This is a genomic window from Pseudomonas glycinis, assembly GCF_054871425.1.
In genome coordinates, this window is the sequence record NZ_JBTYHF010000006.1 from 291,024 (window position 1) to 316,876 (window position 25,853).

Annotated in this window: 26 protein-coding genes; 10 read left to right on the forward strand and 16 right to left on the reverse strand. The window is 61.0% G+C overall.

Annotated features, from left to right (window positions below; genetic code table 11):
* Positions 1–37 precede the first annotated feature (37 nt).
* The gene (locus tag ACYSTU_RS16540; RefSeq protein ID WP_073475257.1) at positions 38–955 is read left to right on the forward strand and encodes an AraC family transcriptional regulator; all 918 of its coding nucleotides are present in this window, start codon (positions 38–40) and stop codon (positions 953–955) included.
* Here ACYSTU_RS16540 and ACYSTU_RS16545 read toward each other — a convergent pair whose 3' ends face one another.
* Complete coding sequence (locus tag ACYSTU_RS16545; RefSeq protein ID WP_122699049.1) at positions 956–1,885, reverse strand: LysR family transcriptional regulator; 930 nt, start codon at positions 1,883–1,885, stop codon at positions 956–958.
* A gap of 94 nt (positions 1,886–1,979) precedes the next feature.
* Complete coding sequence (locus tag ACYSTU_RS16550; RefSeq protein WP_016774234.1) at positions 1,980–2,690, reverse strand: SDR family NAD(P)-dependent oxidoreductase; 711 nt, start codon at positions 2,688–2,690, stop codon at positions 1,980–1,982.
* A gap of 265 nt (positions 2,691–2,955) precedes the next feature.
* Between ACYSTU_RS16550 and ycaC the strand changes: the two genes are divergently transcribed.
* Positions 2,956–3,585, forward strand: coding sequence for an isochorismate family cysteine hydrolase YcaC (gene ycaC, locus ACYSTU_RS16555; RefSeq protein WP_016774235.1), 630 nt, complete (start codon positions 2,956–2,958; stop codon positions 3,583–3,585).
* 193 nt (positions 3,586–3,778) lie between these two features.
* Here ycaC and ACYSTU_RS16560 read toward each other — a convergent pair whose 3' ends face one another.
* From ACYSTU_RS16560 to ACYSTU_RS16570, 3 genes are all read right to left on the reverse strand, one after another.
* Positions 3,779–4,477 (reverse strand): tRNA (adenine(22)-N(1))-methyltransferase, encoded by a 699-nt coding sequence (locus ACYSTU_RS16560; RefSeq protein ID WP_318782901.1) that lies wholly within the window; start codon positions 4,475–4,477, stop codon positions 3,779–3,781.
* 130 nt (positions 4,478–4,607) lie between these two features.
* Complete coding sequence (locus ACYSTU_RS16565) at positions 4,608–5,657, reverse strand: NAD(P)-dependent alcohol dehydrogenase (RefSeq protein ID WP_499000127.1); 1,050 nt, start codon at positions 5,655–5,657, stop codon at positions 4,608–4,610.
* Between the two features lie 148 nt (positions 5,658–5,805).
* Positions 5,806–6,033 (reverse strand): hypothetical protein, encoded by a 228-nt coding sequence (locus tag ACYSTU_RS16570; protein WP_110645810.1) that lies wholly within the window; start codon positions 6,031–6,033, stop codon positions 5,806–5,808.
* A gap of 164 nt (positions 6,034–6,197) precedes the next feature.
* On the opposite strand from ACYSTU_RS16570, the gene ACYSTU_RS16575 reads away from it, so the two are divergent.
* Positions 6,198–6,407 carry a hypervirulence associated TUDOR domain-containing protein gene (locus ACYSTU_RS16575; RefSeq protein WP_136494225.1) on the forward strand — a complete coding sequence of 70 codons (210 nt, stop codon included), beginning with the start codon at positions 6,198–6,200 and terminating at the stop codon, positions 6,405–6,407.
* Here the strand turns inward: ACYSTU_RS16575 and ACYSTU_RS16580 are convergent.
* From ACYSTU_RS16580 to ACYSTU_RS16600, 5 genes are all read right to left on the reverse strand, one after another.
* Positions 6,404–7,657 (reverse strand): NAD(P)/FAD-dependent oxidoreductase, encoded by a 1,254-nt coding sequence (locus ACYSTU_RS16580; RefSeq protein WP_499000130.1) that lies wholly within the window; start codon positions 7,655–7,657, stop codon positions 6,404–6,406. The genes ACYSTU_RS16575 and ACYSTU_RS16580 overlap by 4 nt on opposite strands.
* On the reverse strand, positions 7,647–9,239 hold the full coding sequence (locus ACYSTU_RS16585) for an aldehyde dehydrogenase (NADP(+)) (protein ID WP_499000132.1): 1,593 nt from the start codon (positions 9,237–9,239) through the stop codon (positions 7,647–7,649). Before ACYSTU_RS16585 ends, ACYSTU_RS16580 begins: the two co-directional genes overlap by 11 nt.
* 63 nt (positions 9,240–9,302) lie before the next feature.
* Entirely contained in the window at positions 9,303–10,250 is a 948-nt protein-coding gene (locus tag ACYSTU_RS16590) for a dihydrodipicolinate synthase family protein (RefSeq protein WP_110599051.1), read from the reverse strand.
* Positions 10,251–10,304: 54 nt separating this feature from the next.
* Positions 10,305–11,231, reverse strand: a complete 927-nt coding sequence (locus tag ACYSTU_RS16595; RefSeq protein WP_039763195.1) for a 4-hydroxyproline epimerase — start codon at positions 11,229–11,231, stop codon at positions 10,305–10,307.
* A 22-nt stretch (positions 11,232–11,253) separates the two neighbouring features.
* Complete coding sequence (locus ACYSTU_RS16600; protein WP_130000026.1) at positions 11,254–12,879, reverse strand: APC family permease; 1,626 nt, start codon at positions 12,877–12,879, stop codon at positions 11,254–11,256.
* A gap of 220 nt (positions 12,880–13,099) precedes the next feature.
* Between ACYSTU_RS16600 and ACYSTU_RS16605 the strand changes: the two genes are divergently transcribed.
* The gene (locus tag ACYSTU_RS16605; protein WP_499000137.1) at positions 13,100–13,870 is read left to right on the forward strand and encodes a PAS domain-containing protein; all 771 of its coding nucleotides are present in this window, start codon (positions 13,100–13,102) and stop codon (positions 13,868–13,870) included.
* Here ACYSTU_RS16605 and ACYSTU_RS16610 read toward each other — a convergent pair.
* Together ACYSTU_RS16610 and ACYSTU_RS16615 are read right to left on the reverse strand one after the other, a co-directional pair.
* A complete protein-coding gene (locus ACYSTU_RS16610; RefSeq protein WP_336341323.1) occupies positions 13,867–14,463 on the reverse strand; it encodes a LysE family translocator in 597 nt (198 codons plus the stop codon). The genes ACYSTU_RS16605 and ACYSTU_RS16610 overlap by 4 nt on opposite strands.
* 54 nt (positions 14,464–14,517) lie before the next feature.
* Positions 14,518–15,354 carry an AraC family transcriptional regulator gene (locus tag ACYSTU_RS16615; protein WP_366301768.1) on the reverse strand — a complete coding sequence of 279 codons (837 nt, stop codon included), beginning with the start codon at positions 15,352–15,354 and terminating at the stop codon, positions 14,518–14,520.
* A gap of 1,030 nt (positions 15,355–16,384) precedes the next feature.
* On the opposite strand from ACYSTU_RS16615, the gene ACYSTU_RS16620 reads away from it, so the two are divergent.
* Positions 16,385–16,684 (forward strand): hypothetical protein, encoded by a 300-nt coding sequence (locus ACYSTU_RS16620; RefSeq protein ID WP_039763483.1) that lies wholly within the window; start codon positions 16,385–16,387, stop codon positions 16,682–16,684.
* Positions 16,685–16,763: 79 nt separating this feature from the next.
* On the opposite strand, the gene ACYSTU_RS16625 is transcribed toward ACYSTU_RS16620, so the two are convergent.
* Genes ACYSTU_RS16625 through ACYSTU_RS16635 form a run of 3 tightly spaced genes read right to left on the reverse strand, consistent with a single transcriptional unit; the run spans position 16,764 to position 20,280 of the window.
* Positions 16,764–18,002 (reverse strand): nucleoside permease, encoded by a 1,239-nt coding sequence (locus ACYSTU_RS16625; RefSeq protein WP_499000141.1) that lies wholly within the window; start codon positions 18,000–18,002, stop codon positions 16,764–16,766.
* A 42-nt stretch (positions 18,003–18,044) separates the two neighbouring features.
* On the reverse strand, positions 18,045–19,127 hold the full coding sequence (locus ACYSTU_RS16630) for a sugar phosphate isomerase/epimerase family protein (RefSeq protein ID WP_499000144.1): 1,083 nt from the start codon (positions 19,125–19,127) through the stop codon (positions 18,045–18,047).
* Positions 19,117–20,280: a Gfo/Idh/MocA family protein gene (locus ACYSTU_RS16635; protein ID WP_136494233.1), complete on the reverse strand. Its 1,164-nt coding sequence runs from the start codon at positions 20,278–20,280 to the stop codon at positions 19,117–19,119. The genes ACYSTU_RS16630 and ACYSTU_RS16635 overlap by 11 nt, the downstream gene beginning before the upstream one ends.
* A gap of 203 nt (positions 20,281–20,483) precedes the next feature.
* On the opposite strand from ACYSTU_RS16635, the gene ACYSTU_RS16640 reads away from it, so the two are divergent.
* Positions 20,484–21,497, forward strand: a complete 1,014-nt coding sequence (locus ACYSTU_RS16640; protein ID WP_264364931.1) for a LacI family DNA-binding transcriptional regulator — start codon at positions 20,484–20,486, stop codon at positions 21,495–21,497.
* A 5-nt stretch (positions 21,498–21,502) separates the two neighbouring features.
* On the opposite strand, the gene ACYSTU_RS16645 is transcribed toward ACYSTU_RS16640, so the two are convergent.
* Positions 21,503–23,884: a DUF3772 domain-containing protein gene (locus ACYSTU_RS16645; protein WP_499000147.1), complete on the reverse strand. Its 2,382-nt coding sequence runs from the start codon at positions 23,882–23,884 to the stop codon at positions 21,503–21,505.
* Positions 23,885–24,049: 165 nt separating this feature from the next.
* Between ACYSTU_RS16645 and ACYSTU_RS16650 the strand changes: the two genes are divergently transcribed.
* The 4 genes from ACYSTU_RS16650 to ACYSTU_RS16665 all read left to right on the forward strand — a co-directional run bounded on the left by ACYSTU_RS16650 (position 24,050) and on the right by ACYSTU_RS16665 (position 25,851).
* Complete coding sequence (locus ACYSTU_RS16650) at positions 24,050–24,559, forward strand: CinA family protein (RefSeq protein ID WP_323163736.1); 510 nt, start codon at positions 24,050–24,052, stop codon at positions 24,557–24,559.
* Positions 24,556–25,074, forward strand: coding sequence for a hypothetical protein (locus tag ACYSTU_RS16655; RefSeq protein ID WP_499000150.1), 519 nt, complete (start codon positions 24,556–24,558; stop codon positions 25,072–25,074). Before ACYSTU_RS16650 ends, ACYSTU_RS16655 begins: the two co-directional genes overlap by 4 nt.
* 7 nt (positions 25,075–25,081) lie before the next feature.
* The gene (locus ACYSTU_RS16660; protein ID WP_024012534.1) at positions 25,082–25,537 is read left to right on the forward strand and encodes a DUF421 domain-containing protein; all 456 of its coding nucleotides are present in this window, start codon (positions 25,082–25,084) and stop codon (positions 25,535–25,537) included.
* A gap of 86 nt (positions 25,538–25,623) precedes the next feature.
* Positions 25,624–25,851 (forward strand): PLD nuclease N-terminal domain-containing protein, encoded by a 228-nt coding sequence (locus ACYSTU_RS16665; protein ID WP_024012535.1) that lies wholly within the window; start codon positions 25,624–25,626, stop codon positions 25,849–25,851.
* Positions 25,852–25,853 lie beyond the last annotated feature (2 nt).

Sequence of the window (25,853 nt, forward strand, 5' to 3'; positions counted from 1 at the left end):
AGTTGACCCACCTTCGTCTGCTTTCGAGGCCCTTTGCATGGATAACCACGACGCTTCCATCCTCCACGACACGGCGGTGTATCGCGCCGAACTGGTGCGCTTGCTGACTCAACGCTTCGATGCGCCAGGCACCTACGAAACGGCGATTGCGCCGCTGCACGTGATCCGTCTCGATGGCCCGTCCGAGCTGATTCACGTTGTGCACCGGCCAGCGCTGTGCCTGATCGTGCAGGGGCGCAAGGAAGTCGGGCTGGGTGATGAGCGCTTCCTCTACGACCCGCTGAATTATCTGGTGGTGTCAGTGACATTGCCGGTGTCGGGACGGGTGATCGAAGCCTCGCCCGAGGCGCCGTATTTTTGCGTACGGCTGGATTTCGATCCGGCACAACTGACGCAACTGATTGCCGAGTCGCCGCTGACCGGCATGCCACAGGACGCCGGTCGCGGCATGTTTCTCGACAAAATCGACGTGACCCTGCTCGATACCATGCTGCGTCTGGTGCGCCTGCTGGATAATCCACGCGACATCGGCATGCTCGCGCCGATGGCTTTGCGCGAGCTGTATTACCGTCTGCTGCGCGGCCAGCACGGGCATCTGCTGTATGAAATCGCCGTCAGCGATTCGCAGACCCACCGGGTCACGCGCGCTATCGACTGGCTGAACAAGAATTTCACCGAGCCGCTGCGTATCGACGCGCTGGCGCAGGTGGCCAACCTGAGCAACTCGGCGCTGCATCACCGCTTCAAAGCCGTCACCGCGATGAGCCCGCTGCAATATCAAAAACAGCTGCGCCTGCAAGAGGCGCGGCGGCTGATCATCAATGAAGGGCTGGACGTCTCGAGCGCCTGTTACCGCGTCGGCTACGAAAGCGCTTCGCAGTTCAGCCGCGAATACAACCGCCAGTTCGGCTGCCCGCCGTCCAAGGAACTCAGCCGCCTGCGTCAGACCGGTTGATTACCGCGCGGGTCCTGCCCATTGCTCACGAAACCCCAGCAGAAAATCCACAAACGCCCGCACCCGTTGCGGCACATAGCGGCCGTGCGGGTAGAGCAGGGTGTAGGGGCGCGAACGTCCGGCGTACGGTTGCAGCACTTCAATCAGTCGGCCATCGGCGAGTTCCTGCTCGACGATGAAACGGTAAGTCTGAAACAGCCCGGCGCCGTGCTTGGCCAGCGTCACACCGCCGAGCACATCGTCGGAACAGGAATAGCCACCGTCGGAAATCACTTCCAGGTCCCGGCCGTTTTCCTGAAACAGCCAGGAAATCCGCCGCCCGCTGCTGGGCAATTCGAACTGGATGCACTCATGCGCGATGAGATCGTCCAGCGTCTGCGGCGTGCCGGCTCTATGCAGATATTCAGGTGCGGCGACCACCACCAGGGCGGCGTCTTCCAGCAGGCGCGCGATCAGGGTCGAGTCCGGTTGTGCGCGCACGCGTATCGCCAGGTCGTAGCCCTCTTCAACGAAGTCGATATTGCGGTTGCCCAAGTGCACGTCGACCGTGACCTCGGGGTACAACGCGCGAAATTTCGGTAGCAGCGGCAGGATGCGGTGATGCCCGTAGGTGGTTGGCAGGCTGATGCGCAGTCGACCCGATGGCGAAGTCTGCGCGCCCATGACTTCCTGCTGCGCTTCGACCAGTTGCGTCAGCGCCTGGCTGCATTGTTCGAAGAAGCTCCGGCCGGCGTCGGTGAGGCGAATGCTGCGCGTGGTGCGGGCAAACAGTCGCGAACCCAAGCGTTGCTCCAGACGCAGAATCGACCGGCTCACCGCAGCGGGCGTGACCCCGGCCAGTTGCGCGGCAGCGGTGAAGCTGCCGGCTTCGGCGGCCAGGCAGAACAGTTCGATACTGCCTAACTGCAAATCTTCAAAATGGCGTTTCATTGTGGCTCGCACCGAGGATCGACGGACGTTCATCCTCTGTGTACCACAACCAACGACGCCGCCGGTATCCACCGGCGGCGTCGCAGGGTTTCGATCAATGGCCGGCGCTCTGGCCACCGTCGACATGCAGGATCTCGCCAGTGACGAAATTTGCCCCGTCGAGGTAGAGGATCGCTTGCACGATGTCGTCGATTTCGCCCATGTGGCCGACCGGGTGCAGGCTGCCCAGCGCCTGATGGGTTTCCTCAGCGTGCATCGGCGTTTTGATGATGCCCGGCGACACGGCGTTGACCCGAATGCCGCGCTTGGCGTACTCGATGGCCAGGGATTTGGTCGCGGCGTTGATGCCGCCCTTGGTCAGCGACGCCAATACCGAAGGCACGCCATCGATTGCATGATCGACCAGGCTGGTGGTGACGCTGACGACGTGGCCGCTGCCGTGTTTTTCCATCTCGGCGATGGCCAGTTGCGAGATGTAGAAGAAGCCGCTCATGTTGGTCGCCACGACCTGGGCATAGTCCGCCTGGCTGTAAGCGGTGAACGGCTTGGCCAGAAAGATCCCGGCATTGTTGACCAGCGTATCGACGCGACCGAAGCGGGCAACAGCGGCGCGAATCACGCGCTCGGCGGTTTGCGGATCGGCAATGTCGCCGGCGACGGTCAGGACATCCGGGTCGCTCGACTCTTTGATCGAGCGCGAGGTGGCGACCACTTGATGGCCAAGGGCGCGAAAGCCTTCGACCAGACCTGCACCAATGCCTTGCGAGGCGCCGGTGATGACAACTACTTTTTTCGATGTGCTCATGATGATTTCCTCTGTCGCTGGCCCGTCAGGATGGCGGGTGGCTGTTGGAGGAGACTTTAGGAAGTTGTGCCGAGTTGATAAATGGGGGCTGAGGTACATCATTTGTACTGTGGTGTATCTAATCAGAGCGGGCCTCGAATGATTGTCCCGTTTGAGTGGACGGTGAAACGCTTTTCAGCCGATTTATCCCTTTGCTGTGCGTCAGTAATCTGTACCCAACTTGAACGCAACAACAAACTTCAAAACTTGAAAAGGGACGCACACCATGACCACTCCAACCTACAACCGCCTGAACAAAGACGACGCTATCGTGCTGCTGGTTGACCACCAGACCGGTCTGATCTCGCTGGTGCAGGACTTCTCGCCGAACGAGTTCAAGAACAACGTGCTGGCGCTGGCGGATCTGGCCAAGTTCTTTGACCTGCCAACCATCCTCACCACCAGCTTCGAACAAGGCCCGAACGGCCCGCTGGTGCCGGAGCTGAAAGAGATGTTCCCGGACGCGCCGTACATCGCTCGCCCTGGCCAGATCAACGCCTGGGACAATGAAGATTTCGTCAAGGCGATCAAGGCCACCGGGCGCAAGCAGATCATCATTGCCGGTGTGGTCACGGATGTCTGTGTAGCGTTCCCGACGCTGTCGGCGCTGGCAGAAGGATTTGATGTGTTCGTGGTCACCGATGCGTCCGGCACCTTCAACACCACCGTGCAGCAAGCCGCGTGGAGCCGCATGACCCAGGCCGGCGCGCAAATGATGAACTGGTTCTCGGTGGCCTGTGAGCTGCACCGCGACTGGCGCAACGACATTGAAGGCCTGGGTAACCTGCTGTCGCAGCGTATCCCCAACTATCGCAACCTGATGAACAGCTACTCGGCGCTGACGCAGCAGAAGTAAGTTCACGGCCCACGAAAAAGCCTGCTTTTAACAGCAGGCTTTTTGTTTTTCCGACGGCTGCGGCCAACTTGGTTGCTGTGTAGCTTGACCCACCGCTTTCGCGAGCAGGCTCGCTCCCACAGTTGACCGTGTTCCCTCAGGAGAAATGCAATTTCCTGTGGGAGCGAGCCTGCTCGCGAAGACGGCGGCACAGTCACCCGAGCAATTCACTGATCCACTGCATCTCTTGCTTCAGCGCAAGAATTTTGTCCTCCGGCAGCGCTTGTTGCGCTCGCGTAAACTGCCCCAACGTCTTCTGCCGCTGCTTCAGCCTGCGTTGCCATTTGTGCAGAAATGCCGGGCAGCGTGCCTGCAGGTGCAGCGGACCGAAAAACAGTTCCCTGGCATCGTAAGTCACCGGATCAGAGGCCGGCTCGGCAACGATAATTTCGTAGTCGAAGCGGTTCTCATGCAGCACCTCTTCACAGACGATGCGGTAGCCGTTGTCCATCAACCATTGGCGCAGCGTTTGCTCGCCGCCGTTGGGCTGCAGGATCAATCGTTCGTGGCCGCTGAGATGGGCTTTGCCACTGTCGAAAATATCGCGAATGGTTTCGCCGCCCATGCCGCACAGGGTGATGGCGCTGATGCCGTCGTCAGGCCTGATCGCCGCCAGGCCATCGGCCAGACGCACGCTGATCTGGCCGTGCAGATCGTTGTCATTGACGGTGCGTTGCGCTGCGTGGAATGGCGTCAACGCGACCTCGCCAGCCACCGCCGCTGTAATAAGTCCTCGGCGCATCAGGGCAACGGGCAAATAGGCGTGATCGGAACCGATATCGGCCAGTCGTGCGCCGACCGGCACGTGAGCGGCGACGCGTTCAAGGCGCATGGACAATGTCTGTTGGTTCAACGGCGACCCCTGTTCACCCAGCGGTGGAAAAAGGGGTGCGACTCTGGCGAGCAACGCGGGCGCTGTCAAATCGCGCCGATGGAATCCCTCAAGCCATCGGCAGCACGGCGCTGCCGATGGACGTTGGCGCTTAGCCGGCGAGGGTTGCGTTGTCGATGACGAAGCGGTATTTCACGTCGCCCTTGAGCATGCGCTCGTAGGACTCGTTGATCTGGTCGGCGCGGATCAACTCGATGTCGGAAACGATGCCGTGCTCGGCGCAGAAATCCAGCATTTCCTGAGTCTCGAGAATGCCGCCGATCATTGAGCCGGCAATGGTGCGCCGCTTGGTGATCAGGTTGAACACGTTCGGCGACGGGTGCGGGAAGGCAGGCGCACCGACCAGGGTCAACGCGCCATCGCGCTTGAGCAGCACGAGGAAGGCGTCGAGATCGTGCGGCGCTGCGACGGTATTGAGGATGAAGTCGAAACTCTTGGTGTGTGCCGCCATCTCTTCGGCGTTGCGCGACACCACCACTTCGTCCGCGCCCAGTGCCTTGGCCGCTTCACGCTTGGATTCGGAAGTGGTGAATGCGACGACATGGGCGCCCATGGCGTGGGCCAGTTTGATGCCCATGTGACCCAAGCCACCGATGCCGACCACGCCGACTTTCTTGCCGGGGCCGGCGTTCCATTGGCGCAGCGGCGAATAAGTGGTGATGCCGGCGCAGAGCAGCGGCGCGACGGCGGCCAGTTGCGCCTCGGGATGACGGATGCGCAACACATAGCGCTCGTGCACGACGATGTTTTGCGAATAGCCGCCGAGGGTCCAGCCCGGTGCGTCCGGGGTCGGGAAATTGTAGGTGCCGATCATGCCGTCGCAGTAATTTTCCAGACCGGATTCGCAGTCATCGCACTGCTGGCAGCTGTCGACGATGCAACCGACACCGACCAGATCGCCGACCTTGTAGTTTTTGACGTGATCGCCAACCGCCGAGACGCGGCCGACGATTTCATGGCCGGGCACGCAAGGGAATTGCGTACCAGCCCATTCGGCGCGCACCTGATGCAGGTCGGAATGGCAGATGCCGCAGAAGGCGATATCGATCTGTACGTCGTGCGCCGCCGGGGCACGGCGGTTGATCTGCATGGGCTCAAGAGGTTTGTCGCCAGCGTGGGTGCCATAGGCTTGTACGAGCATGTGAGCATCCTCCATGGGGTTGTCGGACGCCCATTGTTGCGCCTGGGGCGGAGCGCGAAGTAGTGCATTTCTGTGAAATGCTTGCCTGATTCTGCTGTTGATTGCGCAACCGAAAGGCAGCCGCATGGCGACGGCTGCCTTTTCAGGCTCAACGCGGATTGGGCTGGTCGTCCATCTCGGCGTTATCGGTTTCCTGACGTACGCGCTCCGGATCCAGACCGGTATCGTCATCATCCAGCGGGATTTCGCCCTCGTTGTCGGGCAGTTCGTCGATGCCGCGTTCCTTCATCGGATCGACCTCGGTACGCCCCGGACTCAGCGGGTCGGGCGTGGTTGGGAGCGGATCGTCACCTTGCTTGCCTTGATCGTTGTTCATCTCACACCTCGTCATTGCCGTTTTCTATGGCTTGTGGAAGTTGGAGGTGCGGGCGATTTTCGCCGTTCGATTTTTTTGCCTGCCTTCGGTCGCCTCTCAAAAAAGCGGAATTTCTCCGACGCGCGCGGCTCCATAAACCAACAGCCAGAGGCGAGGAGGCAATGATGAGCAGTTCATTCAAAGTCGGCGATGCGGTGCGCTGGAAATCCGAGGCCGGCGAGATTCACGGCAAAGTGGTCAAGGTGCACACCCGCGACACCGAGTTCATGGGCCGCCACCGGCCGGCTTCGAAAGACGCGCCGCAGTACGAGGTCAAGAGCGACAAGACCGGCCACCTGGCCATGCATCACGGCGACGCGCTGAAGCACGCTTAGAAACGTGCCAGTCGGTAGGCGTCGACACTCGGCAGCGCGAGAGCCGCGCCTGAGACCATCTGCCCGATCAATTCCGCCGTCAGCGCCGCTTGAGTCAGGCCCAGATGCTGGTGACCGAAGGCAAGCAGGACCTTGCCGTCGCAAACCTGATCGATCACCGGCAGCGAATCCGGCAGCGACGGGCGAAAGCCCATCCACGGCGTCGCGGCATCAGCGTTCAGGTCCTTGCGAAACAGACCTTGGCTCAGGCGCTGCAATTGCCAGGCGCGTGCCATGTTTGCTGGCCGCTCCAGCCCGGCGAACTCGACTGTGCCGGCCAGGCGCAGGCCATCGCGCATGGGCGTCATGATGAATTTGCGTTCCAGTGAGGTGACGGGGAAGGGCAGGCGATCATGCTCGTGCGGCAGCATCAGGTGATAGCCGCGTTCGGTGTCCAACGGTACTTGCTTGCCGGTCAGCGCGGCGGTGAGTGTCGCCGAATGCGCACCGCAGGCCAGTAACACGCGGCTGGCCGTCACACCGCCGTTGCCCGTCACCAATAAAACGCCGTTTTCCTGCACGTAGCCGCCTTGAACCTGCTGCTTTAGAAAACTCACGCCGCTGCTGCGAGCCGCTTCGACCAGTGCGCAGACCACCCGATAGGGATCAAGGAAATGCCCTGTGCGCGGGAAAAACAGTCCGCCCTGAATCTGTTCGCTGAGCTGCGGCGCCGTTTCGCGGATCGCACCGGCCTGCCAGTAATCCACCGGCACCTGCTGCTGATTCAGGCGTGCCTGCAAGGCTTCGATGGCCTGACGGGATTCAGGTTTTTCGAAGACCAGTAACGAGCCGTCAACCTTGAGCAGATCCGTGCGCTGGATATCGCTGAGCAAGCGCTGCCACGAGTCGAGACTGCTTTCATTGAGCGCGCGCAGGCCGGCGACGGTTTTCTGAAAAGGTTCAGACCGCAGATTCAGCAGCAAGCGGGTGAACCACGGCAGGGCGCGCGGCAGGTATTTCCAGTCCAGACGCAGCGGCCCCATCGGGTCCATGAGCATGGCTGGCAAGCGCTTGAGGATCGACACGTCTGCAATCGGAAATACCTGCTCGGTGGCCAGATGCCCTGCATTGCCGAACGAAGCGCCGTACCCCGGTTCCTGCTGATCGATGACCACCACGCGCAAACCCTGACGCGCCAGGCGCAGTGCGCAAGCGACGCCGATGATCCCCGCGCCGACCACCGCGATGTCGTGCGAAGGATTATTCGCCATGGTGTGTCGCTTCCCGTTGGCCATCGAGCAAGCGCCGAAGGTTTAGCGGATTGGTCTGTTGCAGCGCCGTCGGCAGCAGGCTGTCGGGGAAATCCTGATAGCACACCGGCCGCAGGAAACGCAGGATCGCCGCAGTGCCCACCGAGGTGCTGCGCGCATCCGAGGTCGCCGGGTAAGGCCCGCCATGCACCATTGCATCGCAGACTTCCACGCCGGTCGGCCAGCCATTGACCAGCAAGCGCCCGGTCTTGCGCTCCAGGGTTGGCAGCAACGAACGCGCCAGTGCAAGGTCGGCGTCATCCATGTGCAGGGTCGCGGTCAGTTGGCCTTCCAAATGTGCGCAGACCTGACGGATTTCTTCGTCACTGCTGCATTGCACGATCAGCGATGTCGCGCCGAAGACCTCAGCTTGCAAGCTTTGATCAGCGAGAAAATCCGCTGCATCGGTGCTGAAGACATGCGTCTGACACTGATTCGGGCCGCTGCCCGGTTTGCCAACCGCCACCGCACGCGTGTGGGGATTGTCTTGCAAAGCCGTCACGCCTGTTTGATAGGCACCGAAGATGCCGGGCGTGAGCATGGTTTGCGCCGCGCTGCGCGGGATCAGTTCAGCCACCGCGCTGAGGAACCCGTCGAGCGCCGGGCCTTTGCGGGCAATCAGCAATCCCGGGTTGGTGCAGAACTGCCCGGCGCCCAATGTCAGCGACGCGACAAACCCTTCGGCCAGCGCCTGCGCGCGATTTTCCAGCGCGGCGGGAAACAGCAAAACCGGGTTGATCGAGCTCATTTCCGCATACACCGGGATCGGCTCGGCCCGCGCTTGCGCAGCTTTCATCAAGGCCAGACCGCCAGTGCGCGAGCCGGTGAAACCAGCGGCTTTGATGCGCCAGTCGCTGACCAATGCGATGCCGACTTCGTAGCCAGAATCGAACAATAAGGAAAACACGCCCTCGGGCAGAGCGCAGGCTTTGACCGCTTGCGCCACTGCGCGGCCGACCAGTTCGCTGGTGCCCGGATGGGCGCTGTGCGCCTTGACGATTACCGGGCAACCGGCCGCCAGTGCTGCGGCGGTGTCGCCGCCGGCCACGGAAAATGCCAGCGGAAAGTTGCTCGCGCCGAACACCGCGACCGGCCCCAAGGCAATCTGCCGCTGGCGCAAGTCGGAGCGCGGCAGTGGCTGGCGTTGCGGTTGCGCACTGTCGACGCGCACGTCCAGCCATTCACCCGCGCGCACCGTGCGGGCGAACAGGCGCAATTGCGAGCAGGTGCGGCCACGTTCGCCCTGAAGGCGAGCAGGCGGCAGACCGGTTTCGGCGTGGGCGCGTTCGATCAGTTCATCGCCAAGGTTTTCGATGTGTTCGGCAATGCTTTCGAGAAATGCCGCACGGGTGCTCAGGCTGGTTTCGCGGTACGCGTCTTGCGCCGTCCAGGCCAGGGCGCACGCCTGTTCCACCTGTTCGGCTGACGCCCCGGCGAACGGCGGTTCAAGTGCCTGGTTGGTCGCCGGATCAATCCCGCGAAAGGCCGAACGCGTACCCGTCACGGATTGTTGGCCGATCAGCATGTTGCCCGTCAGAGTCATGGTGTCTTCCTGTGAAATGAGCGAGGCCTGCCGCGAATCGTTTTGACTCGCGGCAGGTAGTAGTCAGGCGAAATTCTGCTCGGCGGACCAGTTTTCGTACCAGTGACGGAACAGCGAATACTGCTTCTCGGCATAGCGTCTTTGCGAATCGCTCAGCACGTCGCTTTCGTTGAAGTGCAGGGTGTATTCCTTGTCGCCGTTGAGCACCATCAGATGCTTGTAATACAGCACCAGATCGCAACCTTCGTCGAACGAGGACAGCACCGCCAGCGCCGACTCCAGCTCCCGCGCCTGGCGCCGGGCCTTGGCATCGCCTTGCGCGGCCTGCTTGCTCAGCGCCACCAGTTGCAGCACTTCGCGAGGAAGGGCGTTGCCGATGCCGGTAATGGCGCCGGTAGCGTTGCAGTTGACGAAGCCGTGCACCACTTGCGTGTCGACGCCGACCATCAGCGTCACGTCGTCATCCTTGGAGGTGATGTTCTCGGCCGCGTAGCGCAGGTCCGCGCCGCCGCCGAATTCCTTGAAACCGATCAGGTTCGGGTACTCGCGGCGCAGTTCGAAAAACAGATCGGCGCGGGTGGCGAAGCCGTAATAAGGGCTGTTGTAGATCACCGCCGGCAAGTTCGGTGCGGCTTGCAGGATCGCGGCGAAGTGGGCCTTTTGCGCCGTCGCCGAAGCGCCACGGGACAGCACGCGCGGGATGACCATCAAGCCTTGCGCGCCGACTTTCGCCGCATGCGCTGCGTGGGAAACCGCTTCACGGGTATTCACCGCGCCGGTGCCGACGATGGTCGGCACCCCGGCAGCGACCAGCCGCGCCACGCCTTCCTGACGCTCGGCTTCAGTCAGCAGCGGCCAGTCGCCCATCGAGCCGCAGTAGACCACGGCGCTCATGCCGACATCGATCAGCTCGCGTCCCTTGGCCACCAGCGCATCGAAGTCTGGTTTGCGCTGGGCGGTGCATGGGGTCATCAGGGCCGGCATGCAGCCGGTGAAGATGTTGTCGCTCATGATTCAACTCCTTGGCATTTCGTTTGATTCGAAGTGAAAAATCGGCGTGGCGGCTCAGATGCCCCACGCGAACGGGTCGCTGTCGTCGATCAGCAAGGTGCTGTCGGCGGTCATGTAGGCGCGGCCGGTGATGAACGGGCGAATGCGTTCGCCTTCCCATTCGAAGCGGCCTTCGAACTGGCTGCCGGTGATGCTCGCCTGGATCCACGGTGCGCCCGGTTGCAGCTTGTCGTCGGCGGCCAGGCAGGCAAGTTTGGCGCTGGTGCCGGTGCCGCATGGTGAGCGGTCATAGGCTTTGCCGGGGCACATGACGAAGTTGCGGCTGTCAGCCTGATCGTCATCGGCGAACAGTTCGATGTGGTCGATGACCGCGCCGTCTTCGCCACAAATGCCTTGGTCTTCCAGCGCCTTGAGCATCGCCCAGGTGTACGCAGTCAGGTGTTCGACGTTGTCCATCGTTAACCTCTGGCCATGCTCGGAGACCAGATAAAACCAGTTGCCGCCATAGGCGATATCGCCGACCACGCGGCCATAACCCGGCACCTCCACCGGTACCTGTTTGCGATAGCGGTAGGCGGGCACGTTGCCCAGGGTGACCGAGCCATCGTCATGCAAAGTCGCGCTGACTTGCCCCACCGGCGTGTCGATCTTGTGCACGCCCGGCTGGATTTTCCCCAGATGCTGCAACGAATTGATCAGGCCGATGGTGCCGTGGCCGCACATGCCCAGGTATCCGGCGTTGTTGAAGAAGATCACCCCGCAGGTGGCATCAGGCGACACCGGTTGGCAATAGAGCGCGCCGACCAGCACATCGTTGCCGCGTGGCTCGAGCAGACAGGCGCGGCGCCACTGGTCGTGCTGGCTGCGCAGGGCGTCGCGTTTCTCGACCATGCTGTTGCCGGACAGCTCGGGGAAGCCGCTCATCACCAGCCGTGTCGGCTCACCGCCGGTGTGGGAATCAATGACGTGTACTCGTTTCATGAAGAGATCCCGTTGGATGATTTCAGTAGGCGCCGGCAGGGCGGGCGCTGACGGTGGACGAGGGCGCAGGGCTGTCGCTTTCTTCGTCCTCGTCGTCCAGGCGCAGCAGATGGGCAGGCACGCCGGTCGCTGCGCCCCAGTAGTAAATACCGGTGGCGCAAGCGGCGACGACGATCGTGTCGAACGGATGGGTGAGGATGCCCAGGCCACCGAAGGTGCCGAGTTTCGACAGCACGATGGTCACCGCGTAGAAGGCGATCAGCCACGCCGATGAGCGCACCTGACGCGCCAGACTCAGATGGGCGGTGGGCACGAAACGACCGCAGAACAGATAGATGACAAACATCAGGATTTGCAGGCCGAGCAGCCACGACACGGTGTTCCAGCCCGACCAGTAGACGATCAGCGCGGCGATGATGAACGACACCGGCCCGAGCAGGCCCATGCTCTTGACCCGGAACGGGCGCGGCATGTCCGGCGCATTGCGCCGCAGCGCCGCAACCGATACAGGCGCCACCGCATAGCTCAACACCAGCGCGGCGGAGACTACGTTGATCAGCGCTTCCCACGACGGAAACGGCAGGGTCCAGAACACCGACAGGGCGAAGGTCAGCCACAGCGCCGGACGCGGAATGCCGGACTTTTCATCGATGTGGGTGAAGACCTTGAAGAAAGTGCCGGTCTGCGCCCAGCCGTAGATCACTCGCGGCGTGGCGTTCATGTAGATGTTGCCGCAGCCGCTCGGCGAGATCACCGCATCGGCGACCACCAGATACGCCAGCCAGCCGACACCGAGCGCCAGGGCGATGTCGCGATAGGGCAGGGCGAATTCCTTGCTGATACCCGCCCAGCCGTTGGCGAGCATTTCCGTCGGGATGCTGCCGAGAAAGGCCATTTGCAGCAGCACGTAGATCAGGGTCGACAGCAGCACCGAGAGAATCAGCGCGATGGGAATGGTGCGCTGTGGATTCTTCACTTCGCTGGCCACGGAAATGATCGGCGTCAGGCCCAGGTAGGCAAAGATGATCCCCCCGGCAGAGACCGCCATCTCCACGCCGGACAGGCCGAATGGAGCGAATCCCTGAACCTGAAAGTTCTCCGGTTTGAAGAAAGTGAACAGCACGCCGATGACCAGCAACGGCACGATGAATTTGAACACGCTGACCAGATTGTTGGCCTTGGCGAACGTCTTCACGCTGCGGTAGTTGAGCAGGAAAAACACGCAGAGCAGGCCGAACTGCACCAGCCAGCCGAGGATCGTCGGATCGCCGCTGCCAGCCTTGGTCAGGCCGGGAAACCACGCCGCCGCGTATTGGCGCGAGGCGACCACTTCGATCGCCACCAGACTGGAAAACGCAATCAGCGTAATGAAGCCCATCAGGTAGCCGAGCAGCGGGCCGTGGGAATAAACCGGGTAGCGCACCACACCGCCGGCACGGGGCAATGCCGCGCCCAGCTCGCAGTAGACGATGCCCAGCAGCAACACGGCGAAACCGCCCAGCAACCAGGAAAAAATCCCCGCCGGACCGGCAATCGCCGAGACATGGCTGGCGGCGAACAACCAGCCGGAGCCGAAGATCGCGCCGAGTCCGATAAAGGTGAGGTCGATCAATGAAAGCTGTTTTTTGAACTTGCCTTGGCCTGACATGGCATCGCCTTCTTGTGAGTTATTGGATAGGCAGTTGTGTCACGGGGACGAGCAGACTTTGCACGGGTCGACGGCGGCGGCGATTGATGTTTTATGCAGGGATCGATGACGAATTCAGCACAATGGCGCCGATGAATGTGCGGCCTCGACAGGGCCGCGACGTTGCTGCACTCTGCTCGCGGACGGCGTTTCTGGCGCTTCATCGCAAAGGAGATTTTTCATGCAGCCTGGGTTTTCGATCCTGTGCCAAGGCACTGACGGCCTGCGTCCGCAGACCCTCGAAGCGATGGTCGCGGGTGCCGCGCAGCTGTTGCCGATACTCGATGTGATCCCGAATGCGGCGATCTTCATCAAGGATCTGCACGCGCGCTATGTGCTGGCCAACCGCACGCTGGTGCAGCGTTGTGGCTTGAAGGACCTGCGCCCGTTGCTCGGCAAAACCAGTGCGCAGGTGTTCCCGGCGCAGTTGGGCCCGGGTTATACCGAGCAGGATCGCAAGGTGCTGGAGGAAGGATTTGTGCTGGAGGATCAGCTCGAACTGCACCTGTATGGCAGTCGCGAGCCGGGCTGGTGCCTGACCCACAAGCGGCCGATCTACAACCGTGACGGGACGATCATCGGCCTGGTGGGGATTTCGGTGGATCTGCAATCAGCCAGCGAAACCCACCCGGCGTTCGAGCGCCTGGCGGCGGTCGATGAATACATTCGCGGCAATTTCAACCGGCGGGTGACGCTGGGTGAACTGACGCGGATCGCCGGGATATCCGTGGCGCAACTGGAGCGCTATTGCAAACGCGTTTTCCACCTGACACCACGGCAGATGATTCAGAAAGTCCGCCTGGAACACGCGCATCGATTGCTGCACAGCGACTTGACGATTACCGAGGTTGCGCTGCAATGCGGCTACACCGATCACAGCGCTTTCACCCGTCAGTTCAAGGCCTCGACCGGGTTTACACCACGCGAATACCGGCAAGCCACCGGGCATTAGACCAACACGGCCAGCCAGGCCGAGAGCAGCAGAAGAAGGGCCAGTGCCGCGTTCATTCGCTTGAACGCTTGCGGTGTGCTGAGCAACCGCGCGCTGCCAACGCCGAGCAGCGCCCAGAGCGTCATGCACGGCAGTGACACCAGCAGAAATGCCAGCGACAACACCAGCAGGCGTAGCGTCTTGTCGCCGCCGCCAACGAATACGCTGACCACCGCCACAGCCATCATCCACACCTTCGGGTTGACCAGTTGCAGCAGCGCCGCGCCGAAGACGCTCAAGCCTTGTTCCTGCGCAGCATTCGGGTCCAGCGATGGCGGCGGGCTGCGAAAGATCTGCCACGCCAGCCAGCTCAACCAGAGCACGCCAGCCCAGGCCATCGCTTGCTGCACGCGCGGAAAGCGCAACAGGGTTTCGCCAGCACCGAGCCCGACCACCAGCACGATCAACGCGGCCGCCGCGCAGGCGCCGAAAATGATCGGCAACGTGGCGATCAACCCGCGCCGCGAACTGTGGCTCAGCACCAGAATATTGGTCGGCCCCGGCGTGATCGAGGCGACGAAAGCAAACAGCAGAAAGGGCAGTAAAGAAGCCATGGTGCAGATTCCTGAAAGTCGAAACAGGACACCATGATCGTCAGTGGGCAGGCCTCAGTCTGGAAGATTTGAGCAGCGTTTGCGGTAGTCCGCCGGGGTCAATTGATAGGCGCGGCGGAACCAGCGCCCCAGATGACTCTGATCGGCAAAACCAAGCACGCTGGCCACCTGCGCTGGCGTCTCGCCGCGCGCGAGCAATTGCCGCGCCTTGGCCAGGCGCAGTTGGATCAGGTAGGCGTGGGGTGCCAGACCGAAAGCGGCCTTGAACGCGCGGGTCAGGCGAAAACGATCGACACCACAGGCTTGCGCTAGGTCGTCGAGGCCGATGTCTTCGTAGGTGTGGGCATGCAGATAGTCGCGCGCAACCTGCGCAACCAGTGGCAGGCGCGGATCGAAGTCCTGACGCTTGCGCCAGTCGAGATGGCGGGTGAGGGACGCCAGCAGGCCATCCAGCGCAGTCTGCCGGACGATGCGCAGATCGCCGTCATGTAACACGTGGAAGGCTTGCACGATCGCCGTCGACAGGTGCGGATCGTGGCTCAGGGTGTCGGCAAAGCCTGGCTGGCTGTCGGCCGGTGCCTCTTCGAACAGCGCGTGCAGTTCGCGCTCCAGCCAGTGCGGATCGAGGTACAGCATCGAGTAGGTAAAGCCATCCTCGGTCGGCGCGTGGCCATCGTGGATTTCTCCCGGCTCAAGCAGAAACACATGCCCCGGCGTACTGCGATGACGCACCCGGCGACAATTGAACTGCTGCACGCCTTGCTCGGTCACTCCGACGAGAAAACTGTCATGCCAGTGCGGATCGTAGGCATGCCCACGGAAATGCGCACGAATCGACTCGATCCCGGTATCGACATCCTGGGAGAGAGAGATCCAGTTGCGTTTGTCCATGGGAGGATTCCATAGGTCGGTTGAGCAGGGGCGTTTCTAAAATACCGCGTGGCGGAGGAGAGTGTTTAGAAGATTTGTGCAGGTGCGCAGAGGGATCGCGTCAGGCAATGTGCCTTGGATGGGAGGGGACCAGAAAACGCAGACGAAAAAAAACCGCCTTCGCGGGGCGGTTTTTCATGTCTCGGTTTGAAGCCGAGGCCGTGTGCATCACTAGCCACACCAACATGTCCGCGCATGGTATTGAGTTTCTCCCGTCAGTGCAACGAAGGTTTAGCGTGATGTGCGAGGTTTTTTCGGAACGTCCAACGCATGTAACTGAATTCAGGTCTGTCAATAAACATTGTCAGAAATACGGTTTTACAAAGGTTCAGGCGTAGCCGCAGAATAACCTTGGCTACTCGGGTTTTCTCTTCTGATTTCTGCGTTAAGATGCCTGCGCTCATCTTGTTGGTAGAGCTGTGAGGTTTGGCTGGGGGCGCAAAAGGTTTCACGCCCTCTGACGCGGATTCGCACCCGCGCCGGAATGATGTCTCGGAGGGATTTCAACCGGCCGCCTCACTAGCTACACCAACATTTAGGCTGAAGGCACGCATGGTCCGGTAAGTTTGCTGGAGGTTTGGCCGCCAGCCCTGGAGGCCAAAACGTATGAAGCTTCTGCTGCGTACGCTGAGCCTTGTATGGAGATTGTTGAAAGCTTTGCGCTTTTACGAGTTCCTGCGAGATCACTTTGACGACTTGAAATAAGGTCGTCTAAGTGGGGAAAGACCCGTTTCGGTTTCGACTGATACGGGTCTTTTTTTGTGTGCAAAAAACTGTCAAAAACGAGATTATCGGTTTTATGCTTTCGACTTTGTAAGGCGTTTCTCTTAATGACGTAAGCAACAGCATGAAGATCGATCCAATAGCGGCTCATGCTCGATCAGCCATTGATTGCGTCAATAACAACCATTAAGTCAATGAAGTTCTCATATCCACGGTGCGGCGTAAGCTCGGCTCCATACCCAACCACTGCAACTCGGAGCACATCATCATGAAACGCCAGACTATCCTCGGTATCGCTTTCTCGGTTTTTGCACTGAATGCCTTCGCCGCCACCGAAACCGACCCGCTGTTCAGTGATGCGGTCGCGGCCGCCACTCAAACAGACCGCTTGTTCAGCGATGCAGTAGCCGCAACCGAAACCGATCCACTGTTCAGCGATGCAGTCGCTGCGACCGAAACCGACCCGCTGTTCAGCGATGCAGTAGCCTCTGATGGCTCCGATCATCTGCAAGGCAATCGGGTCGCCGAAGGTGGCGCTGACCGTCTTCTCGAACGTCGCACCGCTTGAGCGCAACGATGAACATCGATAACGAATGCCGCCTCAACCACAGGCGGCATTCGTTCTATTCATGCATTACAACGCTGCTCTAAACCGCACTCGGCAGCACAGCCTTGTCGCGATCGCGGCTCTTGAATGTCGCCCAGAAACACAGCAACACCGCCACGGAAAAACCGGCGGGGAACAGCCAGATGCTTCTCCAGTCATGCCCCGCGCTTGATGTGAAGTGGTCGGTAATCCGTCCCGCGATCCAGAAACCAATCAACATGCCCAATCCGTACGTAGCCAAGGTGATCAAACCTTGCGCCGAGCTGCGGAAGCGTTCCGGTGCTTTTGCATCGGTGTAGATCTGCCCGGACACGAAGAAGAAGTCATAGCACACGCCGTGCAGGGCAATGCCGATCAGCAGCATGAATGCCTGATCGTCGTTATTGCCGAACGCAAACAGCACGTAGCGCAACGCCCAGGCAGCCATGCCGACCAGCAGGGCGATCTTGATGCCGAAACGATGGATGAACAGCGGCAACAGCAACATGAACAGCACTTCCGAGACCTGACCGATGGCCATCTTCGCTGTCGGGTTGGTCACGCCGATCTCCGCGAGAAACGGATTGGCATTCTGGTAATAGAACGCCAGCGGAATGCAGATCAGGATCGAGGCGAGGAAGAACACCAGATAGCTGCGATCCTTGAGCAAACCCCACGCATCGACGCCGAGCATCTGCTTGAGGCTTGATGAGCCGGCTGCGCTTTTCAACGGCGCAGTGTTCGGCAGACTGAAGCTGTAAAGCCCCAACAACAGCGACGCGACGGCGGACATCAGGAACGTATTGCGCAAGCCTCCGGCCGCGATGCTTTGCTGCGAGTCCCAGGCGAACACGAAGCTGATCACCACGCCGGCGACGATCCAGCCCACCGTGCCCCACACGCGAATGCGCGAGAACTCCAGCGCCGGGTCTTTGATCTGGCGGAACGCCACGGCGTTCACCAGTGCCAATGTCGGCATGTAGACCATCATGTAGGCGAGCACATAGGGATAAAACACGCTGAAGTCTGCCGCGCGATAGAGCTGATAAAGCAACACTGCTCCAAGCAGATGCAGCACTGCCAGAATGCGTTCGGCATTGAAGAACCGGTCGGCAATCAAGCCAATGACAAACGGCGCCAGAATCGCGCCCCAGGATTGCGTGGCAAAGGCCATGCCGACCTGACCACCGCTGGCGGCCAGCGTTGTTGCCAGAAAAGTGCCGAGGGTGACGAACCAGCCGCCCCAGATAAAGAACTGCAAAAACATCATCACGCTGAGTCGCGCATTCATTACGTTCATTTCAGATCACCGTATTGTTTTTATGTCGGTAACGCGGATGAATCAGTCGTCGGTCAGGCCGAGCAGGCGCCGGTTGGAAGCGGCATCGGCGCTGACCCCGGCGAAATCGTCGAAGGCCTTGGCGGTCTTGCGGATCATGTGTCGCTCGATGAACGCCGCGCCTTCCGCCGCGCCCTGTGCGGAGTCTTTCAGGCAGCACTCCCACTCGAGCACGGCCCAGCCGTTGAAGTCGTATTGGCACAATTTGCTGAAGATCGATTTGAAATCGATCTGGCCGTCGCCCAGCGAGCGAAAGCGCCCGGGACGCTCGACCCAGCCCTGATACCCGCCGTAGACGCCGGAGCGCGCATCGGGGCGGAACTCGGCATCCTTGACGTGGAACATGCGGATGCGTTGGTAGTAACGGTCGATGAAGCCAAGGTAGTCCATTTGCTGCAGCAGCAGGTGGCTCGGGTCGTAGAGGATTGCGGCGCGAGGGTGATGATTCACCGCTTCGAGAAACTGTTCGAACGATGCACCGTCATGCAAGTCTTCGCCGGGATGGATTTCGTAGCACAGATCAACGCCAGCCTCTTCGAAGCAGTCGAGGATCGGCAGCCAGCGCTTGCCCAGTTCGGCGAAACCTTGCTCGACCAAACCGGCCGGACGCTGTGGCCACGGATAGACGTAAGGCCAGAGGAGGGCGCCGGAGAAGGTCGCATGGGCCGTAAGTCCCAAACGCTTGCTGGCACGAGCGGCCAGTTTCAACTGCTCAATGGCCCACTCGGTGCGCTCCTGCGGCTTGCCGCGCAGCGCGGGCGGGGCGAAGTCGTCGAACAGGCTGTCGAACGCCGGATGCACCGCGACCAATTGCCCTTGCAGGTGCGTCGACAACTCGCTGATCACCACTCCGGCGCGGGCGCAGACGGCGATGAGTTCGTCGCAGTAATCCTGGCTCTCAGCGGCGCGCTGCAAATCGATGAACCGTGTGCCGAGGGTCGGTACCTGGATGGCTTTGTAGCCTTGCGAGGCCGCCCATTCGGCGATGTTGGCGAGGGAGTCGAAAGGCGCTTCGTCGGCGATGAATTGCGCGAGGAAAATCCCAGGACCTTTCAGGCCAGTCAAATTTTGCTGATCACTGTTCATTGTGCTGGGCTCCTGTCAGTTGGCCGGGGATCTCGCTCCACTTTTCATTGCCAAGGTGGTTGGCGATGGCGGTTTCAATGAAGGCCATGCCGCGCAGGCCGGTCTCGATGCCCGGTACGCCCGGTGCCTGATGGCCCTCGGCGCCATGCACAATCGCTTCGGCGAGATCGCCGTACAGGTTGGCCATGGCTTCCAGATAACCTTCGGGATGCCCCGCAGGCAGGCACATGCGTTGGGTTGCGGCGGCACACAGCCACGGCTGACCGACCCCGGAGCGCAGAACGCGCATCGGCTCGTTCAACGGTCGATGAATTAGGCTGGCCGGATCCTCTTGGCGCCATTCCAGGCCGCCCTTGTCCCCGTAGACGCGGATCTTCAGCGGGTTTTCCTCACCGGCGCAGACCTGGCTGGCGAGCAATACACCACTGGCGCCGTCGCGCATTTTGAACAGCATCGCGACATCGTCATCCAGTTGCCGACCCTCGACATGCGAGCCGAGCATCGCGCTGATGAACTGAATCGACTGGCCGGCAACGAACTCGGCGAGGGAAAACGCATGGGTGCCGATGTCGCCGATGCAGCCGCCGATCCCGGATTGCGTCGGGTCGTCGCGCCAGCCGGCCTGCTTGTTGCCTTGCCCGGCGACATCGGTGCTGAGCCAGCCTTGCGGGTATTCGACGAGGACTTTGCGCACGCGCCCGAGCACGCCGCTGGCGACCATTTCGCGGGCCTGCCAGACCATCGCGTAACCGAGGTAGGTGTGCGCCAGCCCGTAAATTCGCTGGCTGTTGATGACCACCGAGTGCAGCGCCTGCACCTCGGCGAGGTTCAGCGCCGCGGGTTTCTCGCTGAACACGTGAAAACCGGCGCTCAATGCCTCACGGGCAATCGGTGCGTGCAGATGATTGGGAGTGACGATGACCAGCAATTGCATGCGCTGCTCGGCGGGCAGGGCGGCCTCGCGGGCGAGCAGGGTTTGCCAGTCGCCGTAACAACGCTCGGCCGCGACACCCAAGGACGCAGCGGTGCGCTGATTATTCTCCGGGTCGCGGCTGAATGCGCCGCAGACCAGTTCGAAGCGTCCGTCGAGGCCGGCGGCTTGCCGGTGGGCACGGGCAATGAATGAACCTTCACCGCCTCCAACAAAACCCATTCTTATTTTTGCGGCAGCGTACATGGCAGTCGTCTCGGTAGCTGGATGCAATGTTGATGAGCGATGTAACCGGTTACATCATGGGCGAAATCTAGGCTTGAATTAGCCGAGTGTCAAATGGCAGCGGATGATCGACAGCGTTTCGATCGCTCGTCGCCTGCGGTAAGCTCCGCGCCTGATCGGCATGAAACAACGAGGTGTTTTTGTCCAATATTCGCGAAGTGGCTCGGCTGGCCGGGGTTTCCGTGGCGACGGTTTCGAGGACTTTGAAATCGCCCGAGCGCGTGCTCGCGCCAACCCGTGAGCGCGTCATGGCCGCCGTGGAGCAGGCCGGCTATCGGCCGAACCTGATGGCCGTGCAGTTTCGCTCGCGGCGCACCGGCAATCTGGTGATTCTGGTGCCGACCATCGCCAACACCTTTTTTGCCCGGGTCATCAGCGGCGCGCAGCAAGCGGCGCAGGCGGCCGGTTATCGCCTGCTGCTGTGCGACACCCAGGGCCGGGAAGAACTGGAGCGACAATTCGCCGAGCTGGTTTACGCTTATCAGGCCGACGGGGTGATCCAGTTGCGCGCCTACGATCCTTTCGAAAACGCCCCGGCCGACGCCGATGTGCCGCCGATCGTTAACGCCTGCGAAGTGCTCAAGGCCGGGCGTTATCCAACCATCAGCCTGGACAACGTCGCCGCCGCCAAAGCCATGACCGACCACCTGATCGCCTTGGGACACCGACGTATCGGCCTGATCAAAGGCTCAAAAAACAGCCCGCTGACTTTGGATCGACTGGCAGGTTACGAAGCGGCATTGCGCGAGGCCGGGATTGCCTTCGATGAAGCACTGATCTGCCATGGCAATTTCAGCCTCGAGGCCGGTTTTGCCGGAGCGCAAAAGATGCTCGCATTGGCCGAGCGGCCGAGCGCGCTGTTCTGCGAAAACGATGAAATGGCCATTGGTGCGCTCAAGCGCATCCGGCAGGCCGGGCTGCGTGTGCCCGAGGATATTTCAGTGGTGGGTTTCGATGACATTCCCATGGCTGCGTACTGCGATCCGCCGCTGACCACCATCTCGCAACCAGCCGAGGCCTTCGGGGCCAGGGCGGTCGAAATGTTGATTGCCCTGATCGAAAAACAGCCGCTGACAGAGCGGCATGTCGTCTTGCCGTTCGAGCTGACGCCACGCAGCAGCACGGCCCGCATCGACAACTTGGGCAAGCGCTAACCGAATCACGCCGCTGGCGGCTTCGCCAGCGCAATCCCCGCCGCGCCCAACCGCTTCAACACCTCAAACAACAAATCGCTCTTGGTCAGCCCGACAATCCTCGGGCTGCCCACATAGCCGGTGACCGTGAGGGTTATGCCGTCCGGCGACAATTTGCTGAAACGCACGAATGGCGCCGGTTTATCGAGGATGGTTTCGTTCTCGTGATACGCATCCAGCAGCAGTTGTTTGACCTGCTCAGGATCGATATCCAGCGGGAACACCAGCTCCAGCGATGCCACGCCTTGAGCACTGCCGCCGAGGGTAACGTTGCGCAGGTTCTGCGAGATCAGCTGCGAGTTGGGCACGATCACGATCGAGCGGTCGCTGAGCTGGATTTCCGTGGCACGCACGTTGATCCGGCGGATGTCGCCCTCGACGCCGCTGATGCTGATCAGGTCGCCGACTTTCACCGGGCGCTCGGTGAGCAGGATCAGGCCGGAGACGAAGTTCTTGACGATCTCCTGCAAGCCAAAGCCGATACCTACGGATAGCGCACTGACGATCCACGCCAGATTGGTCCACTGCACGCCTAGCGACGACAGCGTCAGCAGAATCACAAAGGCGTAGCCGATGTTGGAAAACAGCGTGCTCAGTGACGCGCACATGCCCGGGTCCATGTCGGTCTTGGGCAGGAATTCGTTGTCGAGCCAGCGGCTTAATGCACGGATCAGCCAGATACCGATCAGCAGTGCCAGCAGCGCGTTGAGCAGATGCGCCGGGACGATATTCAGCTTGCGCAAACCGGCGCCGCCAAGGATCGACATGATGTTGGTGACCAGTTGGCCGAGCGTGGTGCCGATGCCCCCGACAAACAACGAAATCAGCGCCATCAGCATCAGGCCGGCGCGGCTGACGCCGGACAACAGGATCGACGTCTGCTCAAGGCGCCGATCGCTGACGCCGAGCAATTGCTTGAGCGCCTGGCCGCTCGCGTGTTTCGGCGAAAACAGGTGCTCACAGGCGTCCTTGACCAGCTGAATCAGCAAGTAGAAGCCCGACAGCACGACATAGCCCCACACCAGCTCATAACTGATGAACCGTGCCAGCGAAACATAGCCGGCCAGCAGCGCAATAGCCGTCACCAACATCGAGAGACTGGCGACGCTGTAGATCAGCCCGGCGAACACGCTGTTGGTCGCCGATGGGTCGTTGGCTGCGACCAAGGCCTTGCGCACTTTGCCGACGCGCAACAGCATCGTGCCGATGATCGCCAACACCACAATGGAAATCACGCCGCGCCCGGCCATCACGATGTGGCTGCTCATGCCTGTGGCATTGGCGACTTGCACCAGCGTCACCAACACCAGCAACGAGCAGGCGAGGATTCGCGGATAAGGCTTGAGGGCCAGCGCCACCGGATCGGCAATCGCCGGCAGGCGCCAGGACGGGTGCGCGGTGGAGAGCAATGCGCGGCTGAGCCCGGTGATCAGCACGCAGGCATAGACGACTTTCTCGAACTCTTCGGAGAAGGTTTCCAGCACCGGAGGCAGTGCGTCGTGGCGGGTGCAGGCGTAGAACAACAGCTTCAGGGCGATGGCGGTGGTGATGAAGGTCGCGATAGCTGAGGCGAAGGCCAAGGCACTGCGGCGCAGTCGGCCCTCCGCCACGCGATGAATGCAGAACCAGGTCAGCCCGCGCTCAGCCAGACGTCGGCCGAAGGTCCAGATCAGCAGCGCCAACAGCACCAGTACGCAGGTGTAAAACCGCTCGCCCGGCGCCCAGACCGTGGCCCATACGTCAGCCACCTGCTCGACGAACAGTCGCAGGCGCTGGCGGTCGTCTTCGCTTGGATTGACCAGCGGTGTCCAGAAATACGGGCTCAATACGCTGCGGGTGCTCAGGGTCAGTTCGCTTTCCAGCAGGGTGCGGCGGATGCCGGCGATTTGCGTGATCAGGTCGGCGGCGTTCTGTTTCAGTGCGGCGAGGCTTTTCAGGGTGCCGTCGATCTTGCTTTTCTGCTCCGCCAGCGCCGCCCGCTGCGCGACGATATCGGCTTGCTCGGCGGCGACCTCGGCGTCTGGAGCGGTGCCGAGCACGCCCAGTTGCACCGCCAGTTGCGCCTGTTGCGGCAACAGCGCTGCTGACAATCGATCGACATCGAGAATGAACGCCTGCACCCGATCCTGCGGGCCTTCGAGCTGGTTGTAATTATTTGCCGCCGAAATCTGCTGCTTGAGCCCGTCCAGGCGTTGTTGCAGGGCTTGCAGATCGCTTTGCGAAATCACCGGCATTGGCGCTGCGCCGGAGTTTGCCGGCGCGGCAACATCCGCCGCCCACAGCGCAGCGCTGCCCGGCATCAGTAGCAGCAACAGAATCAAAAACAACGACTTGAATGAACAACGCATGGGGGCGGCGGGCTCGAGTGGATTACACAGTCTATGAGGGTAGGTGATCGCGCCGAACGGGGCGGAAAACTTTCTCTGCAAGAGGCGCTTACACGCTCATCCAATCCGGCGGAATGATCCGCGCCGCGAGCGGTCAACCGGCAATAACAGCTTCGAGAACATGCCATGTCCATTGCCAAGGAAACCATTGAATACCTGCGCCAACATTCGTTGATCATCACCACCGCCGAATCCTGCACGGCCGGGGAAATCGTCATGTTGCTGTCGGAAGTCCCCGGCAGCGGCGAGCTGATCGAGTGCGGCTATGTGGTCTATTCGCCGCAAGCCAAGCAGCGCCTGCTGCACGTCAGCCCGGCTACCATGGACACCTTCAATCTGACCAGCGTGGAAGTGGCCAGTGAAATGGCGATCGGTGCGTTGCGCGACAGCACCGCCAACGTTGCCGTCGCCACCACCGGCATTCTCGGACCCGATGATATGGACGGCATCAAGGCCGGTACGGTGTGTTTCGCCTGGGCATTCCAGTTCGATGACAAACATTTTCTGTTCAGCACCCAGCAATGGTTTGCCGGATCGCGCAGTGAAGTGCAGACCCTCGCTTCTGAATTCGCCCTGCAGCAGTTGCCGGACTATCACCGTCGCGCCTTGCGCGGCGAAGGAGGGTGGCGCCAATGAAGCCTGACGCTGAGCATCCCGATCTGCAAAGCCGACGATTCCCGGTGCAGGAGGACATGGCCTATCAGTTGAAGGTCTGGCGCTTCGAGCACATTGGTTGGTACCTGCTGGTGCTGTGCATGCTGCTCGGTCTGTTGGGGCTGTTTTCCCGGGGCGTGCTCAGTTCGCAGGACGCCCGCAGCGACGACGGTAAAGTCCAGGTCGAATACGAGATGTTCCATCGCAACGGCTCGACCAACCCGCTGAAACTCAGCGTGCACACGGTGCCGGAAGCCACTGTCGAACTCGACATCGGCGGCGAGATGCTCGATGGCTTCAGCGTCGAAACCATGCAACCGGCCCCGGTGCGTATGCGCAGCTCAAAACAGGGCATGCGCTTGTGGTTGCAGGCGGATGCCCAAGGCCAGGCGACGCTTTATGTGACGCTGCGCGGTGACGGATTGGGCCTGTTTCGCAGCCAAATCCGCGTGCCGGGCTCGAGCGAAGTGAAGCTTACTCAATTCATTTATCCATAGGTGACCCATGGACTCGGTGTTGCGCGCACTCGCGATGTATCTGGCCCTGATGGTGCTGTTCAAAATTGCCGGCCGGCGTTCGCTGGCCGAGTTGACGACGTTTGATTTCGTCCTGCTGATGATCATCGGTGAAGCCACCCAGCAAGCGCTGCTCGGTGATGATTTTTCTCTGACCAATGCGTTTCTGGTGATCATTACGCTGATCGCTGTGGATGTCGGTTTTTCCTTGCTCAAACAACGTTCCAGTTGGGTGTCGCGGCTGATTGATGGCGAGCCGACGATCATTGTCGAGAATGGCAAGCTGTTGCACCGACGCCTGCGCCATGCGCGGCTGGTCGAGGCAGATGTCATGGAGGCGGCGCGCTCCAGTCAGGGCATAGAAACCATCGACCAGATCAAATTCGCAATCATCGAGCGCAACGGCAAGATTTCCGTCATCCGCCAGGATCCGGAAGGCGGCTGAACCTTTGACGCCCCACGGCCGCAATTTTTTTGAACGCTGAAAAAGCCTCACAGCCCAATGCTTACAAGTCATCGGAGGATTGCGAAATGAACGAGGCAGCCAGTTACTTCTCCATCGCCGTGGCGGTGATCATTCTGCTGGTCGATCTGTGGGCGATTGTCAGTGTGTTTCGCAGCAACAAAAGCGTCGGCGTCAAAGCCGCATGGGCGATCGGTTTGATCGTATTTCCGGTGCTCGGCCTGATCGTGTGGGGCATCGCCGGCCCGCGCGGCGTCAAGGAAGGGCCTTCGTCGCCGGAGCACAGTAAGGGTTGAGA

Coding starts and splice junctions, on each gene's coding strand:
- ACYSTU_RS16605 (WP_499000137.1), top strand. CDS start 13,100: ATGCAGCCTGGGTTTTCGATCCTGTGCCAAGGCACTGACGGCCTGCGT.
- ACYSTU_RS16580 (WP_499000130.1), bottom strand. CDS start 7,657: ATGGCGAATAATCCTTCGCACGACATCGCGGTGGTCGGCGCGGGGATC.
- ACYSTU_RS16645 (WP_499000147.1), bottom strand. CDS start 23,884: ATGCGTTGTTCATTCAAGTCGTTGTTTTTGATTCTGTTGCTGCTACTG.
- ACYSTU_RS16635 (WP_136494233.1), bottom strand. CDS start 20,280: ATGGGTTTTGTTGGAGGCGGTGAAGGTTCATTCATTGCCCGTGCCCAC.
- ACYSTU_RS16600 (WP_130000026.1), bottom strand. CDS start 12,879: ATGTCAGGCCAAGGCAAGTTCAAAAAACAGCTTTCATTGATCGACCTC.
- ACYSTU_RS16590 (WP_110599051.1), bottom strand. CDS start 10,250: ATGAGCGACAACATCTTCACCGGCTGCATGCCGGCCCTGATGACCCCA.
- ACYSTU_RS16540 (WP_073475257.1), top strand. CDS start 38: ATGGATAACCACGACGCTTCCATCCTCCACGACACGGCGGTGTATCGC.
- ACYSTU_RS16595 (WP_039763195.1), bottom strand. CDS start 11,231: ATGAAACGAGTACACGTCATTGATTCCCACACCGGCGGTGAGCCGACA.
- ycaC (WP_016774235.1), top strand. CDS start 2,956: ATGACCACTCCAACCTACAACCGCCTGAACAAAGACGACGCTATCGTG.
- ACYSTU_RS16630 (WP_499000144.1), bottom strand. CDS start 19,127: ATGAACAGTGATCAGCAAAATTTGACTGGCCTGAAAGGTCCTGGGATT.
- ACYSTU_RS16570 (WP_110645810.1), bottom strand. CDS start 6,033: ATGAACAACGATCAAGGCAAGCAAGGTGACGATCCGCTCCCAACCACG.
- ACYSTU_RS16665 (WP_024012535.1), top strand. CDS start 25,624: ATGAACGAGGCAGCCAGTTACTTCTCCATCGCCGTGGCGGTGATCATT.
- ACYSTU_RS16625 (WP_499000141.1), bottom strand. CDS start 18,002: ATGAACGTAATGAATGCGCGACTCAGCGTGATGATGTTTTTGCAGTTC.
- ACYSTU_RS16575 (WP_136494225.1), top strand. CDS start 6,198: ATGAGCAGTTCATTCAAAGTCGGCGATGCGGTGCGCTGGAAATCCGAG.
- ACYSTU_RS16620 (WP_039763483.1), top strand. CDS start 16,385: ATGAAACGCCAGACTATCCTCGGTATCGCTTTCTCGGTTTTTGCACTG.
- ACYSTU_RS16660 (WP_024012534.1), top strand. CDS start 25,082: ATGGACTCGGTGTTGCGCGCACTCGCGATGTATCTGGCCCTGATGGTG.
- ACYSTU_RS16655 (WP_499000150.1), top strand. CDS start 24,556: ATGAAGCCTGACGCTGAGCATCCCGATCTGCAAAGCCGACGATTCCCG.
- ACYSTU_RS16545 (WP_122699049.1), bottom strand. CDS start 1,885: ATGAAACGCCATTTTGAAGATTTGCAGTTAGGCAGTATCGAACTGTTC.
- ACYSTU_RS16550 (WP_016774234.1), bottom strand. CDS start 2,690: ATGAGCACATCGAAAAAAGTAGTTGTCATCACCGGCGCCTCGCAAGGC.
- ACYSTU_RS16610 (WP_336341323.1), bottom strand. CDS start 14,463: ATGGCTTCTTTACTGCCCTTTCTGCTGTTTGCTTTCGTCGCCTCGATC.
- ACYSTU_RS16585 (WP_499000132.1), bottom strand. CDS start 9,239: ATGACTCTGACGGGCAACATGCTGATCGGCCAACAATCCGTGACGGGT.
- ACYSTU_RS16615 (WP_366301768.1), bottom strand. CDS start 15,354: ATGGACAAACGCAACTGGATCTCTCTCTCCCAGGATGTCGATACCGGG.
- ACYSTU_RS16565 (WP_499000127.1), bottom strand. CDS start 5,657: ATGCTCGTACAAGCCTATGGCACCCACGCTGGCGACAAACCTCTTGAG.
- ACYSTU_RS16650 (WP_323163736.1), top strand. CDS start 24,050: ATGTCCATTGCCAAGGAAACCATTGAATACCTGCGCCAACATTCGTTG.